Source organism: Roseateles sp. GW821-FHT09B06, from assembly GCF_059418245.1.
On the sequence record NZ_JBWKPM010000013.1, the window covers coordinates 1 to 15,341 of the forward strand.

At 65.5% G+C, this 15,341-nt stretch carries 10 protein-coding genes, 2 tRNA genes and 2 pseudogenes; 11 read left to right on the forward strand and 3 right to left on the reverse strand.

Going from position 1 to position 15,341, the window contains the following annotated elements; genetic code table 11:
* Positions 1 to 87: 87 nt before the first annotated feature.
* Together AC07OQ_RS13035 and AC07OQ_RS13040 are read left to right on the forward strand one after the other, a co-directional pair.
* A pseudogene (locus tag AC07OQ_RS13035) lies at positions 88 to 177 on the forward strand (alpha/beta hydrolase); the annotation flags it as partial.
* 124 nt (positions 178 to 301) lie between these two features.
* A complete protein-coding gene (locus tag AC07OQ_RS13040; RefSeq protein ID WP_495053555.1) occupies positions 302 to 1,246 on the forward strand; it encodes a GlxA family transcriptional regulator in 945 nt (314 codons plus the stop codon).
* 453 nt (positions 1,247 to 1,699) lie between these two features.
* Here the strand turns inward: AC07OQ_RS13040 and AC07OQ_RS13045 are convergent, their stop codons facing one another.
* Both AC07OQ_RS13045 and ppc read right to left on the reverse strand, forming a co-directional pair.
* A complete protein-coding gene (locus AC07OQ_RS13045) occupies positions 1,700 to 2,545 on the reverse strand; it encodes a class I SAM-dependent methyltransferase (protein ID WP_495053556.1) in 846 nt (281 codons plus the stop codon).
* Between the two features lie 140 nt (positions 2,546 to 2,685).
* Positions 2,686 to 5,514: a phosphoenolpyruvate carboxylase gene (gene ppc / locus AC07OQ_RS13050; RefSeq protein WP_495053557.1), complete on the reverse strand. Its 2,829-nt coding sequence runs from the start codon at positions 5,512 to 5,514 to the stop codon at positions 2,686 to 2,688.
* A 121-nt stretch (positions 5,515 to 5,635) separates the two neighbouring features.
* On the opposite strand from ppc, the gene hemC reads away from it, so the two are divergent.
* The 6 genes from hemC to AC07OQ_RS13080 all read left to right on the forward strand — a co-directional run bounded on the left by hemC (position 5,636) and on the right by AC07OQ_RS13080 (position 10,063).
* Positions 5,636 to 6,574, forward strand: a complete 939-nt coding sequence (gene hemC, locus AC07OQ_RS13055) for a hydroxymethylbilane synthase (RefSeq protein ID WP_495053558.1) — start codon at positions 5,636 to 5,638, stop codon at positions 6,572 to 6,574.
* Between the two features lies 1 nt (position 6,575).
* Positions 6,576 to 7,355, forward strand: coding sequence for a uroporphyrinogen-III synthase (locus tag AC07OQ_RS13060; protein WP_495053559.1), 780 nt, complete (start codon positions 6,576 to 6,578; stop codon positions 7,353 to 7,355).
* Positions 7,356 to 7,380: 25 nt separating this feature from the next.
* The gene (locus AC07OQ_RS13065; RefSeq protein ID WP_495053560.1) at positions 7,381 to 8,508 is read left to right on the forward strand and encodes a uroporphyrinogen-III C-methyltransferase; all 1,128 of its coding nucleotides are present in this window, start codon (positions 7,381 to 7,383) and stop codon (positions 8,506 to 8,508) included.
* Positions 8,509 to 8,526: 18 nt separating this feature from the next.
* Positions 8,527 to 9,771, forward strand: a complete 1,245-nt coding sequence (locus AC07OQ_RS13070; protein ID WP_495053561.1) for a heme biosynthesis HemY N-terminal domain-containing protein — start codon at positions 8,527 to 8,529, stop codon at positions 9,769 to 9,771.
* Positions 9,772 to 9,843: 72 nt separating this feature from the next.
* Positions 9,844 to 9,920, forward strand: a tRNA-Arg gene (locus AC07OQ_RS13075).
* A 66-nt stretch (positions 9,921 to 9,986) separates the two neighbouring features.
* Positions 9,987 to 10,063: transfer RNA gene (locus tag AC07OQ_RS13080), tRNA-Arg, on the forward strand.
* Positions 10,064 to 10,102: 39 nt separating this feature from the next.
* Here the strand turns inward: AC07OQ_RS13080 and AC07OQ_RS13085 are convergent.
* Entirely contained in the window at positions 10,103 to 10,417 is a 315-nt protein-coding gene (locus tag AC07OQ_RS13085; RefSeq protein WP_495053562.1) for a tyrosine-type recombinase/integrase, read from the reverse strand.
* Positions 10,418 to 10,651: 234 nt separating this feature from the next.
* On the opposite strand from AC07OQ_RS13085, the pseudogene AC07OQ_RS13090 reads away from it, so the two are divergent.
* The 3 genes and pseudogenes from AC07OQ_RS13090 (at position 10,652) to AC07OQ_RS13100 (ending at position 15,205) form a co-directional block, all read left to right on the forward strand.
* Positions 10,652 to 11,763: pseudogene (locus AC07OQ_RS13090) on the forward strand (IS3 family transposase).
* 371 nt (positions 11,764 to 12,134) lie between these two features.
* Positions 12,135 to 13,673: an FG-GAP repeat domain-containing protein gene (locus AC07OQ_RS13095; protein ID WP_495053563.1), complete on the forward strand. Its 1,539-nt coding sequence runs from the start codon at positions 12,135 to 12,137 to the stop codon at positions 13,671 to 13,673.
* 146 nt (positions 13,674 to 13,819) lie between these two features.
* On the forward strand, positions 13,820 to 15,205 hold the full coding sequence (locus AC07OQ_RS13100) for a right-handed parallel beta-helix repeat-containing protein (protein WP_495053564.1): 1,386 nt from the start codon (positions 13,820 to 13,822) through the stop codon (positions 15,203 to 15,205).
* Positions 15,206 to 15,341: the final 136 nt, after the last annotated feature.

Genomic DNA, 15,341 nt, shown 5'->3' on the forward strand with positions numbered 1-15,341 from the left:
CGCCGCCTGGGCTTCAAGACGCCGAGCGAAGTCTTTGCTCGGTCCTAGCGGTGTTGCACTTCAAAGTTGACTTCAAGCTTCTCCGCCAAGCTCGACAAGGGCGGCCATTTCGCGGCCTGGGAAGAGCCACTGCTGTTCGCCGCCGAGTTGCGCGCGGCGTTCGGGACGCTGCGCTAGGGCGTACGACCCACGCCCACAAAGGTTGGGCGCGCAGGCTGGCGGCTTCGAGCCCCTGCAGCCTGCGTGGATGCGGTCCGCCGCTATGCTTGGCAGGCACCAACGAATTCATCCGAGGCATCACGTGAAGACTGTCGCTCTGTTGCTCTACCCCGGCTTCGAAATCCTCGACCTCGCCGTCATCACCGTGTTCGAGCTGGCCAACCGGGAGCTCGGCCATGAGGCCTACCGACTGGCGCGGCTGTCGGAAGAGGGCGGGCCGGTCGCCAGCTACTCGGGTGCGACGGTGGACTCATGCAAGTTTCGAGAGGCGCGCTACGACACGCTGCTTGTCTTTGGCTGCTCGATTCAGCTGCCGACCGCGACCCCGCGGATGAAGGCGTACCTGAGGCGCGCCCAGCAAGCCTGCAGGCGGGTCGGCAGCCTCTGCACCGGCGCGTTCATCCTGGCCGAGGCGGGCTTGCTCGACGGACGCCGCGCCACGACGCACTGGTTCGCGGCACAGGAGCTCCAGACGCGCCACCCCGAGGTGAAGGTGCTACCGGACCGGATCTTCACGAGCGACGGCGGCGTCTGGACGTCGGCCGGGATGACCTCGTGCATCGATCTGGCTCTGGCGATGGTCGAGGAGGACCATGGCGTGGAAATCGCCAAGGCGATCGCGAAGAGGATGGTGGTCTACCACCGGCGAACCAGCGGCCAGTCTCAGTTCTCGGCGCTACTGGAACTGCAGCCCCGGTCCGATCGCATCCAGAAGACGCTGTCCTTCGCCCGCGCCAATCTGGGCAAGGACCTGTCGCTGGAGGAACTGGCGGCCGTCGCGCATGTCAGCGTCAGGCAACTGAGCCGCATCTTCAAGCTCGAGATCGGCCAATCTCCGGCGCACGCGGTGAAGAAGCTGCGTGTCGATGCGGCCCGCAGCCTCATCGACGCCGGCGAGCTTTCGCTGTCCGTGATTGCCAGGGAGACCGGCTTCGGCGACGCCGAGAGTATGCGCAGGGCATTCATCCGGACGCTGCACCAACCGCCACGAACGATCCGCCGCGCTGCCAGGCAGCAGGCCGCCTAGCGGGCCGTTGACATTCGCCCCGACGCAGTGACGGCGACGGTCTGCGCGGGTTGGAATCGGCATTCGCGGTCATGGTCGACAGCCTGCTGGGCGCTCCTTGCGCAAGGTTCAGCGACCCCGGGGAATTCGATTCGGGCGACAGGAATGCAAGCGCTTTGACCACGAAGTCGGCATGGAACTGGAACACCGCGCCGTGTGGAACAGGAACTGCTTCGGATCTTGCCCAGTGAGCAAACCTCGGATCATGTCCAAGTACGTTATTCGGGCCAGCTTGCTGATGCCTTCGCCAGACCCGGCGATGGAATTTCGGCTTCGGGATCCGGTGCCAGAGTTCATGGGAGTCTGCAGGACTAGGAGTGAATAGGCTCATTTGATCTTGATGACCACCTTGCTCTTGCCGCGGCCGTACACCCCGAGTGGAATTCAGCGCGCCGGAAGCGGGCGCGCAAGGTTTTACGGGAGCGGCCCGCGCGGGCCGCTCGATGGAGATACGGGCATCGCCGATGCGGTGGCGCGCACCGCCCATGCCCTCGCGACCAGGGACAGGGACCCGTCGGCCTGAACCGGCAACAGTTCCTGTAGCCGGTCTCTCAGTCGGCCTCTTGCCGCTGCCGTCAGCGACATTGCATAGGCGGGCGCCGGACCTTGACCGCCCAGAAAGGGCTCCCAATAGTCCTGGAAGCTGGGGAAGGGCGTCGGGACATCGATGGCGGTCACCTCCGCGTTGTGGAATCCGGCCTCGCCGACTCGCGCGCGCAACGCGTCCGGCTGACACAGGGGAAAGCGAACCCCCTCGTCGAACTCGGCGGCCGAGGGGTCGAGGGCGACCGCGGCATCCCAGAAGTAGCGGATGAGTTCCATCTTTCCCGCGTAGTCCCAGACATAGGCCCCGAGGGTCGCCCCCTCGCTGGCGACCCTGGCCATCTCTTTGAGGGCGGCGCCCAGATCCGGGATGAAGTTCAGGACCAGCCCGGACACCACGACGTCGACCGAGGCGTCGGTCAGCGGCAGGGACGCCGCATCGCCCCGACACAGGTTCACCGGGCTCGGGAGGGTTTCCCGCGCTAGCTTGAGAAAGCCTTCGGAGGGTTCAACGCCGGTCAGGGACGCCGGTGCATGGTGCTCCGCGATCGCGCCGCAAAGCGCCCCCGTACCGCACCCGACGTCCAGCCAGCGCCTGCCCGCGGGGATGTCGAGCCAGGCGAGAAAGGCCGGCGCGACGCGTCGGCTCCAGCGCCCAACGTAGCGTTCATAGGGATTCCCGAGTTGCCAGTTGTCGGACGGCCGCGGCGTTTGCATGGGCAGAGCTCTCGGTGGGTTGATCGATGCCTAGCTGCACTCTATACAGCTTTCCTGCCGCCGCTCGGGCCAGGTGTACCGAGCGCCCCGTAAAGCGCCACGCCCGACGCGGTCTGCCGCCGTCTGCCGACATTTCGCACTCAACCCGTGTTCCGCAAGCCCGCCGCGATGCCGTTGATCGACAGGTGGATGCCGCGCTGCACCCGTTCCATCGACGGGTCCTCGGTGCGCTTGTCGGCCGGCACCGCGCGGTAGCGCCGCATCAGCTCGACCTGCAGGTGGTGCAGCGGGTCGATGTAGGGGAAGCGGTGCTCGATCGAGCGGGCCAGCGCCGGGTTGGCTGCCAGGCGCTGCTGCTCGCCGGTGATCAGGGTCAGCGCCTCCTGCGTGCGCTCGAACTCGGCCTGGATGGCGGCAAAGATCTTCTTGCCCAGGCGCTTGTCCTCGACCAGCTCCACATAGCGCTGCGCGATCGACAGGTCGGTCTTGGCCAGCACCATGTCCAGATTGGACAGGAGGGTGCGGAAGAAGGGCCATTGCTTGACCATGCGGCGCAAGAGGGTCAGGTTTTGCGCGCGCTGCTCGCCCTCGCCATGTTCCCCATTGATGAACGCCAGCACGCCCGAACCGAAGCCGCACCAGCCGGGCAAGGTGACGCGGGCCTGGCCCCAGCTGAAGCCCCAGGGGATGGCGCGCAGGTCCTCGATCGCGCGGGTGGCCTTGCGCGAGGCGGGCCGCGAACCGATGTTGAGTTCGGCGATCTCGCGGATCGGCGTCGCCGCGAAGAAGTAGTCGGCGAAGCCCTTGGTGTCGTAGACCAGGCCGCGGTAGGCGCCGAAGCAGGCGTCCGACAGGGTCTGGGCGGCGTCCAGGAAGGCCTTGGGCGCATTCTTGGTGGGGTGCAGCAGGGAGGCTTCCAGCGTGGCGGCCACCAGGGTTTCCAGGTTGCGCCGGCCGATCTCGGGGTTGGCGTACTTGGAGGCGATCACCTCGCCCTGCTCGGTCAGGCGGATCTGGCCGTTCACCGTGCCGGGGGGCTGGGCCAGGATGGCCTGGTAGCTGGGGCCGCCGCCGCGGCCCACCGTGCCGCCGCGGCCGTGGAACAGGCGCAAGGTGATCGGGTGCCTGGGATCGTGCTGCTTGAGCGCCTCGAACAGCTCGACCAGGGCGATCTCGGCGCGGTAGAGCTCCCAGCTGCTGGTGAACACGCCGCCGTCCTTGTTGGAGTCGGAGTAGCCCAGCATGATGTCCTGCTCGCCGCCCGAGCGCTGCACCAGGGCGCGGATGCCCGGCAGCGCATAGAACTCGCGCATGATGTTGGACGCCTCGCGCAGATCGCCGATGGTCTCGAACAGCGGCACGACGATCAGGTCGCTCAGCGCGGGGCCGTCCAGGGTGCCGCGCATCAGCCCGACCTCCTTCAGCAGCAGCAGCACCTCGAGCAGATCGCTGACGGTCTCGGTGTGCGAGATGATGTAGTGGCGCAGGGCCTCGCGGCCGAAGCGCGACAGGGCCTCGCGGGCGGCCTCGAAGATGGCCAGTTCGGCCAGGGTCTGCTCGCTGTAGGCCGCGCCGATCACGCGCAGCGGGCGGGCGTCGCCCAGCAGCTGCAGCAGCAGCTCGCGGCGCTCGGCCTCGCCGAGCCGTGCATAGTCCGGCGCGATGCGGGCCGCGACCAGCAGCTCGGCGACCACCAGCTCATGCTGGTCGGAGCTCTGGCGCAGGTCCAGGGTGGCCAGGTGGAAACCGAACACCTGCACCGCGCGCATCAGCGGCCGCAGGCGCGGCGCGATCAGGGCCTCGGCGTGATGGCTCCTCAGCGAGGCCTCGATGATGCCCAGGTCGGCCAGCAGCTCGTCGGGCGAGCGGTAGGGGTCCTGCGGCGCCACCGCGTGGCGCAGGGCCTCGGTGCCGGTCAGCTCGTGCAGGGTGGCGGCCAGGCGCGCGTACATGCCGGTCAGCGCGCGCCGGTAGGGTTCGTCCAGGCGGTGTTCGTTGCGGTCCGGGCTGCGCTCGGCGAGCAACTGCATCGCGGGGCTGACCTGGGCCAGCAGGGCCGAGATCGACAGCTCGGCGCCCAGCTCGTGCAGCTCGGTCAGGTAATGGCGCAGCGCCACCTCGCTCTGGCGCTTCAGCGCATGGCGCAGGGTGTCGGCCGACACATTGGGGTTGCCGTCGCGGTCGCCGCCGATCCAGTGGCCCATGCGCAGGAAGCTGTTCAGCTCATGGCCGGGCAGGGCCTGCTCCAGCTCGGTGTAGAGGCGCGGGATCTGGCGCAGGAAGGTGGCGTGGTAGTAGGAGAGGGCGTTCTCGATCTCGTCGGCCACGGTCAGCTTGGAGTAGCGCAGCATGCGCGTCTGCCACAGCTGGGTGACGCGGGCGCGGATCAGTGCCTCGTTGGCCAACTTCTCGCGCTCGGTGTGCAGGCCGTCGCGCTGCTCCACAAGCTCGGCGATGGCGCGCTCGGCGTCCAGGATGCTCTTGCGCTGCACCTCGGTCGGGTGGGCGGTCAGCACCGGCGAGATGAAGCCATGCTGCAGGGTCCGGGCGATCTCGGTGGGGCGCACGCCGGCCTCGTGCAGGCGTTCCAGCGCGAAGGTCAGCGAACCCTCGGCCAGGCTGCCGGCGCGGTCATGGATCTCGCGGCGGCGCACATGGTGGCGGTCCTCGGCGATATTGGCCAGGTGCGAGAAATAGCTGAAGGCGCGGATCACGCTGACGGCCTGGTCGCCGGACAGGCTCTTCAGCAGCTTGTCGAAGCTCTTGCCGGCCTGCGCATCGCGCTTCAGGCGGAAGGCCACCGAGAGCTTGCGGATGCGTTCCACCAGCTCGTAGGCCTCGCGGCCCTCCTGTTCGCGGATCACCTCGCCGAGGATGCGCCCCAGCAGGCGGATGTCCTCCATCAGGGGCAGGTTCTTGTCGTCTCGGGCGGTCTTGCGGGTCTTCTGTGCGGCGGGTCTTGCGGGCATGGCAGGGCTCGTCAGGGTTGATGCGAACAGGAGGGGATGAAGAGGGGGTTATGTAACGAAGTTACTCGATTCCGACTGTAGCAGTTTCTCTTGCTGCGCCGCACTGCGCTAGCATGCGGGCATGACGGAAACATTGAAGACGCCGGTGGTGATCGCCACCCGCGAGAGCCGCCTGGCGCTGTGGCAGGCCGAGCATGTGAAGGCCCTGCTGGAACGCCAGGGTCTGACGGTGGCGCTGCTGGGCATGACGACGCGCGGCGACCAGATCCTCGACCGCACCCTCTCCAAGGTGGGCGGCAAGGGCCTGTTCGTGAAGGAGCTGGAAACGGCGCTGGAGGAGGGGCGGGCCCAGCTGGCCGTGCATTCGCTGAAGGACATGCCGATGGAGCTGCCCGAGGGCTTCGAGCTCACGGCCATTCTGCAGCGCGAGGACCCGCGCGACGCCTTCGTCTCGAACCGCTACGCCAGCCTGGCCGAGCTGCCGCAGGGCGCGCTGGTCGGCACCTCGTCGCTGCGCCGCGTGGTGCAGCTGAAGGCGCTGCGGCCCGATCTGCGCGTGGAGCCGGTGCGCGGCAATCTGGATACGCGCCTGCGCAAACTGGACGAGGGCGGCTATGACGCCATCGTGCTGGCTGCAGCGGGACTGAAGCGCCTGGGCCTGGGCGGGCGCATCCGCGCCTGCTTCTCCGAGGACGAGATGATCCCCTGTGCCGGCCAGGGCGCGCTGGGCCTGGAGGTGCGCGCCGACGCGACCGTCCTGAAGGCGGCGCTGGCGCCGCTGAGCGACGCCCCCACCTGGCTGGCCACCCAGGCCGAGCGCGCGGTGTCGCGCAGCCTGGGCGGCAGTTGCAGCATGCCCTTGGCCGCGCATGGGCGCTGGCAGGGCGGCGAGCTGCGCCTGGACGTGGCGCTGGGCCATGCCGAGGACCATGGCCGCCCGCTGCTGAAGGCCAGCCTGAGCGCGCCGGTGGCCGACGAGGCCCAGGCCCGCGCCCTGGGCGGGCGGGCCGCGGCCCTGTTGCACGAGCGCGGCGCGCAGGCCTACCTGCCGCCGCAGTGATGTGACGAGCGAGCGCACGCTGCTGGTGACCCGGCCGCAGGCCCAGGCGGCGGACTGGCTGCAGCGGCTGGCGCGGCAGGGCGTGGACGCGGGCCGGCTCCGGGCCTTGCCTCTGATCGAGATCGCCCCGGCCGCGGACGGCGGCCAGGCCGTCGCCCAGGCCTGGGCGGCGCTGCCCGAGGCGCGCCTGGCCATGTTTGTCAGCCCCAATGCGGTGAGCGCCTTCTTCGCCGCGCGCCCGGCGCGGGCGCCCTGGCCGGGCGGCACCCTGGCGGCCACGGTCGGCCCGGGCAGCGCCCAGGCGCTGCGCGCGGCCGGCGTGCCCGAGGCGCTGCTGGTGCAGCCGCCGCCCGAGGCGGCCAGCCTGGATTCCGAACATCTGTGGCCGCAGCTGGCGGGCGAGGACTGGCAGGGGCGCCTGGCGCTGATCCTGCGCGGCGATGGCGGCCGCGACTGGCTGGCCCGGCGCCTGCTCGAGCGTGGCGCCGAGGTGCGGCAGTACGGCCTCTACAGCCGCCGCTGCCCGCGGCCCGACGCGGCCGGCCGGGCCTTGCTGCAGGCCGCGCTGGCGCGGCCGGCCGGTTATGTTTGGCTGTTCAGCAGCGCGGAAGCCATCGATCATTTGCAAGCCCTGGCCGGCGCCGCTGCCGACTGGTCGCACGGCCTGGCCATCGCCACCCATGCCCGCATCGCGGCGCGGGCCGAGCGCCTGGGCCTGGCGCATGTGGTTTTGACGCGACCGGATGCCGCGGCCGTTGCCGAGGCCTTCTGCGCGCTCTGAGGCGACCCCTACAATCATTTTGATCGTGAGCGACAACATCTCCCCCCCCGCCATGGCCGAAGCGTCCGAAGTTCCGGCCGGCCCCAAATCCCCGCCCTGGCTGCCCGCGCTGGCCGTCGGGATGGCCGTGCTGTCGGTGGCCGCCCTGGTGCTGGCCTGGCATGGCCAGACCCGGCTCAAGGAGCTGGAGCAGGAGCTGGTGCGGCGCCAGACCGACAGCCAGAGCGAGGCCAGCGAGGCCCGTGCGCTGGCGCGGCAGGCGCAAGACCTGACCCGCGACACCGCCGCCAAGACCGCGCTGCTGGAGGCGCGTCTGGCCGAGGTGGCGCTGCAGCGCGGCCAGCTGGAAGAGCTGATCCAGTCGATGTCGCGCTCGCGTGACGAGAACGTGCTGGGCGATATCGAGGCCTCGCTGCGCGTGGCCCTGCAGCAGAGCAGCATCACCGGCAGTGCCGAGCCGCTGGTGGCGGCGTTGCGCCAGGCCGATGAGCGCCTGCAACGCCACAAGCAGCCGCGCCTGGAAGGCGTGCGCCGCGCGGTGGCGCGCGATCTTGACCGGGTCAAGGCGGTCAATGTGGCCGACGTGTCCACGCTGGCGATCCGCCTGGACGAGGTGGTGCGCCTGCTCGACGAGCTGCCGCTGCTGGCCAGCGCCGAGCGCGCCGGCAATGCCGATACCCCGGCCATGCGCCCGGCGCGCAGCGAGCGGGCAATGCCGGCCGCGTCCGCGGCCGCCGCTGCGTCCTCCGCGCGGTCCGACGGTCTGCTGAACGAATGGCTGGCCGGCGCCCGCGAACGCTGGGGCGTGTTGGGCGGCCAGGTCTGGATCGAGGCAAAGTCGCTGCTGCGCGTGACGCGCATCGAGCACCCGGAGGCCATGTTGCTGGCACCCGACCAGACCTTCTTCCTGCGCGAAAACCTCAAGCTGCGTTTGCTGAATGCCCGGCTGGCCCTGCTGAGCCGGCAGTTCGACACCGCACAGGCCGATCTGCGCGACACCCTGGCCCTGCTGGACCGCTATTTCGATGCACGCTCGCGCCGCGTGGCCTCGGCCGCCGAGCTGCTGCGTCAGGTGCAGGGGCAGGCGCGTCAGGTCAGCGTGCCGCGGCCCGACGACACGCTGGCGGCCCTGGCTGCCGCGGCCGGCCGCTGAGCGGAGGGGATCCGACCCATGCGCTCAATCATCTGGCTGGTGCTGCTGTTCGCGGTGGCCGTGGTGGCCGCCCTGACCCTGGGCAGCAACGACGGCCTGGCAAGCTTCTACTGGAAAGGCTGGCGGCTCGACATCTCGCTGAACCTGTTCTTGCTGGCGCTGGTGGGCAGCTGCTTCGCCCTCGTCACCGTGATCCACACCCTCAATGCCCTGACCAGCCTGCCGCGCCGCGCGCGCGAATGGCGGCTGGCGCAGCGCGAGCGCACCGCCCAGCTGGCGCTGCGCGATTCGCTGGCCGAGTTCTTCGGCGCCCGCTATGGCCGCGCGCAGAAGGCCGCCCAGCGCGCGCTCAACATCCAGGCCCAGGCCGGCGGGCAGCCCGACGCGGCCTTCACGGCCCTGGGGCATCTGCTGGCCGCGCACAGTGCGCATCGTCTGCAGGACAAGCGCCGCCGCGACGAGCAACTGGCCCTGGCCCTGGAGCTGTCGCGCACCGAGCCGCAGGCCAAGGCCTCGGAAGAGGGGGCGCGCCTGCTGGCGGCCGAATGGGCGCTGGAGGACCGCGATGCGCAGCGCGCGCTGCAACTGCTGGCCGAGCTGGGTCCCGGCGTGGGCCGGCGTACCCAGGCCTTGCGCCTGAAGCTGCAGGCCGCGCGCCTCGGTCAGCAGCCGCTGGAAGCGCTGCGCACCGCTCGCCTGCTGGCCAAGCACCAGGGCTTTTCCAAGGTGGCGGCGCAGGGCCTGCTGCGTTCGCTGGCCTCCGCGGCGCTGGAAGGCGCGCGCGATGTCGATCAGCTGCGCCAGGTCTGGCAGCAGCTCGACAGCGCCGACCGCCGCGATGTTTTCGTGGCCGCGCGGGCGGCACATTGCGCGGCCAGCCATGGCGCGATGGGTGATGGCCGCGGCTGGCTGCAGCCCTTCTGGGACCGCATCGATGAGTTGGGCAACGACGAACGCGCCGCACTCAGCGAGGCCCTGGTGGCCGTGGCCCATGGGCTCGGGCCGGGCTGGCTGCAGCGCCTGGAGTCCGCCGTGCAGCGCTATCCGCGCGACGCGCATCTGGCCTATGCGCTGGGCCATGTGCTGGCCGAGCGCGAGCTGTGGGGCAAGGCCCGCCTGATGCTGGAGCAGGCCGCCGAGGAACGCAGCCTGCCGGTGGCCGCAAGGCGCCGCTGCTGGCTGGTGCTGGCCGAGCTGGCGCTGCATGACGGCGGCATGGAGCGCCGCGCGCGCTGCTTCGAAGCCGCCGCCACCCTGCACTGACTAGGAAAGAGCAAAGATCGGCTCAAAGATTTGCCAGAGCCAAAAATGTCATGCTATAGTAGAGGGCTTGGAGCGGCTGTAGCTCAGTTGGATAGAGTACTTGGCTACGAACCAAGGGGTCGTGGGTTCGAATCCTGCCAGCCGCACCAAAAAACATCGAATCTCACCTTGCCACGACGGGTGGGATCGGACCGGAAGAAAAAGAAGAACGTCGTGCGGCTGTAGCTCAGTTGGATAGAGTACTTGGCTACGAACCAAGGGGTCGTGGGTTCGAATCCTGCCAGCCGCACCAAAAATAAGAAGAGAATCAACGGGTTAGAAGCGCAAGCTTCTAACCCGTTTTCCGTTGCGGGGGCCTCGCATTCCCCGCCCTCTCTTCTTGCTCGCGCTTCAGCATCGCCAGACTGATGTTCCAGCGCCCACTGTCGTCCTTGATCTTCTCCAGTGCCGCGTGGATCTCCACGACCTGAGTCACCGTGTAGTGGTGGGTCATGGACGGCCGGCTGTGCCGGAGGATGTCGGCGATCGTGCTCTCCGCCACCACGGCTTCCCTCAGGCGCATGCCCACGGTATGCCGCAGGTCGTGCACATGCAGGTCACCCAGCCCTGCCTTCCCGCGCGCCGTCTGCCACGCGGTGTTGTTCATCGCCTGGATGGGGCGGTAGGGCGGTAGTCCATCACCGGTGTCTCTTCGGCGTTCGTCACCCGTTCTCGGCGGTACGAGAAGGCGAAGTCCTCGTGCTGGCCGCAAACTGATTCAATGATCGACTGGGCGACGCTGTTGCAGACCGGTACCCGCGCCTGCCGGCGTCCCTTCGTAAGTTTCCCCATTGAAGGGACGGCCTGAAAATGGAGACTTCCGCATCTTCTAGGAAGATCGATGAGGAAGTCGAGGTTCACGGAGACCCAGATCATGGCGATCCTGGACGAAAGGGGAAACGGGTCGGCCGGTGGCGGAGGCGGGGGCGTGCCGGCAGCACGGCATCAGCTCGGCGACGCACTACCAGTGGAAGAGCAAGTACGCCGGCATGTCGGTCAACGAGTTCAAGCGGAGAACGCGCGGCTCAAGAAGATGTACGCGGAACTGGCCTTGGAAAACGCCGCCATCAAGGACGTGCTGTCGCGGAATTGTGACGCCGATCGCCAGGCGAGCCGTGGCGCAGATCATGGTCGATGAACACCATCTGTCCCGAGTGCAGCCTGCAGGGCCGTGGGCCTACCGCGGTCGGCGCTGTACAAGTCCACGACAGGCCAGGCGGCGAAGGACGCGCCAGTCATCAACGCGATCAACGAAGTGTTGGAGAGACGTCCGCGTTGGGGCTTCTGGAAGTGCTTCGATCGGTTTCGGCACGACGGGCACGGCTGAAACCGCAAACTGGTCTACCGGGTGTACTGCGCGATGCGGCTGACCCTCAAGCGCAAGGTGCGGCGGCCGGGTGCTCACGCGCGAGCGCCAGCCGCTGCTGGACAGCACGGAGAGCTCAATCGGGTCTGGGCCTTGGGCTTCATGCGCGACACGCGCTACGACGGGCGCCCGTCGCGGACGCTGAACCATGATCGACGAAGGCAACCGCGAGGCACTGCGCATCGAGTGCGGCACGTCGATTCCATCGATACGCGTGGTCCGCGTGATGAACCAACTGATGGAGGTTTATGGCCAACCCGAAGCAATTCGCCCGGACGACGGGGGCAGCGCTGACGGCGGAGGCCTTCGTGGAATGGGCCAAGCGCCACGGCGTCAAGCTGCTGTTCATTCAGCCCGGCAAGCCCAACCAGAACGCGTTCATCGAACGCTTCAACCGCAGCTTCCGCCAGGAGGTGCTCGACGCCTGGCTGTTCAACGCCGTTAGCGAGGAGTAGGCGGCCGCTGACGACTGGCTCACCGACTACAACGAATTCCGGCCGCGCGATTCTCTGGGCAGCATGCCGCCGGCGGTATTCAAGCCCAGGATGTCCAACCAGGAAGTCTCTACTTCTGAACTGTCTACTTGACGGGGGGGGCTTACGTGTCCATATTGTGAATTCATCCTTTGGATGGGAGAAAAAACATGCAGCGTCGGACTTGGTGGGCGGTAGTGGGCCTTAGTGTACTGACGGGTGCATGCGGAGGAGGAGCTGAAATCCAAGATCCACCACCACAGCTTCAGGCGCAATTGGTTGCGGGCGGCACATATATACGCTGTGACAATGCCCGGGGAACCACGCTACAACTTGTACGCACGACTTCGGGGGGCACATCAACGACGAATATCCTTTGCCCCTCTAGCAAAGTTCTCGCGGGTGACTACGCGTTATCGCAATGGGCACTGCAGGCAGATCAGCGTACGCTCGCCACAACACCGACAGCCCTCCCAACTCCGACGATGCTGCGCAACGGAGATCGCTGGATCGTGTTGCAACCAGCGGCACTGTCACGAGCTAAGTTATCCGGGCTCGAACTGCAACTTGTCAACGGCAATGGCATGCCCATCATGAGTGTTACTGCTCCAAGTGAAGTCCTCGTATCGTTGGTTACAGGCGACTTGGCAACGACAGGCAGATGGCGTTGGAAAGCCACTAGCGGTAGTGTCGACCATGTTTCCGCCACCATGCATGCACTCGGCGTTGAAGAGAACGATCTTGGCTACTGGGGAGCACTCGCCGTTGGCAACACCAGCGGTGACTCGAGGAGCGAGCTTCTCGGCATGACGACGACGGACGGGGGACTTGTATACACAGGATATCCAGCTCTCGGACTTGACGCACTTTTCTCAGGTCGTGATTTTCGGGATGTACGTATTGCAGACCTTAACAATGACGGGCGCGAGGACGTAGTCGGTAACGTTTATGGCACCGGCTGCCTCCTTATTGGCCTTCGTCGAGCAGACTCAGGCTACGACTTCAGTGAGCCACTGCGAGCCGACGGTAGTTGCATCAGCGGTCATGGCGAAACGATCCTGGTTGCCGACTTTGACGGAAATGGCCTGCTGGACATCGTGTCCCCGTCTTACGAACGCTTCGACTTCCTGAAAAACCTCGGCGGTGGAAAGTTCGTCGAGATCGCTGATTCGCTTGGAATTTCGTTCCCGAACTACCTCCCGCATGTTGAAGGGGCCACGGCTATTGATCTCAATCTCGATGGGGCCGTGGAGATCGTGATCGCGAACGAAGTGCTAATTAATGATGGGGCAGGTCATTTCACCGCAATGCCCAGCCCCTTCGGTGCGACGAGAATCGCTGACGAGGGGCAGTCGGTGTTCGACCTCGATGGTGATGGGATTTACGACATCATCAAAAACCACCCGAGCCGTGGCCTGCGCCCATACTGGGGCAGCATTGACCGGCTGCACTTCACCGATGGTGGCTGGCTGTTTGGAGGGGATCCAGTGATGAATTCGTCGTACGGCCTCGCGGTGGGCTACTACAGCGGGCATGACCTGCCGGACGTGATCTACGCCGGGGGTAACCCGGCTGGATTGCCTCCCCGCATCTGCGTTCAACCCCAGCCACGACAACTCAGCTGTCTCGATCAGGTATTCCCCTCCCATGAGGGTCTCTTTCAGGATCTGCTGATGCTCACGGACTTGAACGGCACCGGCGCAATGCAGTTGGTAGCTCGTTACGGAACGATCCGTACCTATTCCGGCGCTCCGGCCCCAGTCCAAGTGTTCCGGATCGACTTGCGCGATGCCGTAGGGCGCCGCACCAAGTACGGCCATTCAATGCGCGCAAGTTGCGTAGTGGACAACTCGCCACTGGGACTGAAGTTCGTAGACGGTGGCAATGGCTACATGGCCCAGAGCGATTACATCGTCTCCTTTGGCTCGTCGTGGTGCCCGGCAATCTGGCTCGACGTCGCCACGACGCATGGCATGCAACGCGTTGGCCCCTTGTCCCCCGGCACCCATGTGTTAAATATGTAATTGAATGCGGGCTGTCAGAGATTTTTTGCGTCGCAAAGCCAACATGCACCCGAAACGGAGGTACCGACATGTCACGCGCTCACTGCGCACGAGAGACCTGCGTCAAGGGGACTAAGACGTCTGGCTGCATGTCCAGGCGTGCACTCTTGCCCCTACTCGTCTGCGGCGGCGCAACTCTTTCCTGGGTTCCGCAAGCATTTGGCCAAAGCGGAACAACCAAACGCAGCGGCACCGTGCTGGAGTTGGGGGCCGATCCGAGCGGGGTAAAGGACAGTTCAGCTGCATTCTCCGAAGCGATCAGGCAGTTTGACGTCGTCGAAGTGCCTGTCGGTCGCTTCTTGGTCGGCAACGTGCTTCTGCGCGCAGGAATCACGATCACCGGCACCGGCGAACGCTCGGTTATTGTTCAGAAGCCTGGGGCCAACTATGTGCTGACTTGCGACAGCGGCTCGTCCGACCCGGCAAACAACTTGCGCGGCGTCACATTGAAGAATTTCCAGTTGCGCGGCAGTTGCGATATGGATGGGTTCTCGGAATTCATCCATCTGCTGAGCCTCAATGGGGTATCGGATACCATCATTGACAAAGTCGTTTTTCGAGGATTTCGTGGCGATGGTTTCTATCTAGGCAGCTCAAACAAAGCCAAGACCGAACGGCATAATTTTCGCATCACAGTTCGCAACTGCCTGTTTGATGGAATTAATCGGGAGAACCGCAACGCCATCAGCGTGATCGATTGTGATGGGCTGGTTGTCTTGAAGTGTCAATTCACAAACACCAGTCGCCCCAATATGCCCGGTGCGATCGATCTTGAACCCAACGCCTCGCCCTTTCACGTAATTCGCAACATCCGTATTGTTGACAACATCTTCAATAACATCGGCGGAAACGTGGGAGTAATTTCTATGTATGTCCCAATCCTGCTGACCACCATGCCGTCGAATATTTTAGTGGAAGGCAATACGATCGAGAGCGCGGCTGCTGCGGTATTTAGTTTTGTACAGAGAATTCCTCCGTCTGAAAGAGCACCCACTCAATTGATTCTGGTCCGTAAGAACCGCATAGTAGACAAGCACGCCCGGCCCTTCGATCTGCGCGGAGTAGTTGGAATCGAAATTTCAGATAATCAATTTTATAACTCGGCGCAATCGGGACTTATTGGCTATCGCGAGGATGGCGCAATTGTTCGAGATATCACGCTGCGCAGCAATTTATTTCAGCGATGTGGGTCTGAAGGAGGTGTCGGAATCTCGGTCTTTACCGTTAGTGGCTTGCAATTCATCAAAAACGAATGGAAGGACTGCGGCAATGGCAAGCCGGGCTCTTATGGCGTTGATTTCAATGCCGGGAAGTCGGAGCGTGTAGTATTCACTGGCAATAAATTCACGTCCCCCGATGGCAAATCGTTGATTGCCATCCAGAAGGAGTCGACCCACACCTTCAGCACGGATAGCAATATTTTTGCAGCGGACAATGTCCTGGAGGCGGGGATGCGTAACGCCTTTGAGGCTAAAGGGATGCAATCCCGTTAAGAAGTCGGCCATGCAAAACCCCGCGAGCCCGCATGAATAATGGCTTAACGGGGTGAATGCTGGTAGGTTGATTCCGGTTTGCGACGGTACCCGTTTTTCTTTTCAAGACATGCGCGGGCAATGCAAAAGCGCAATT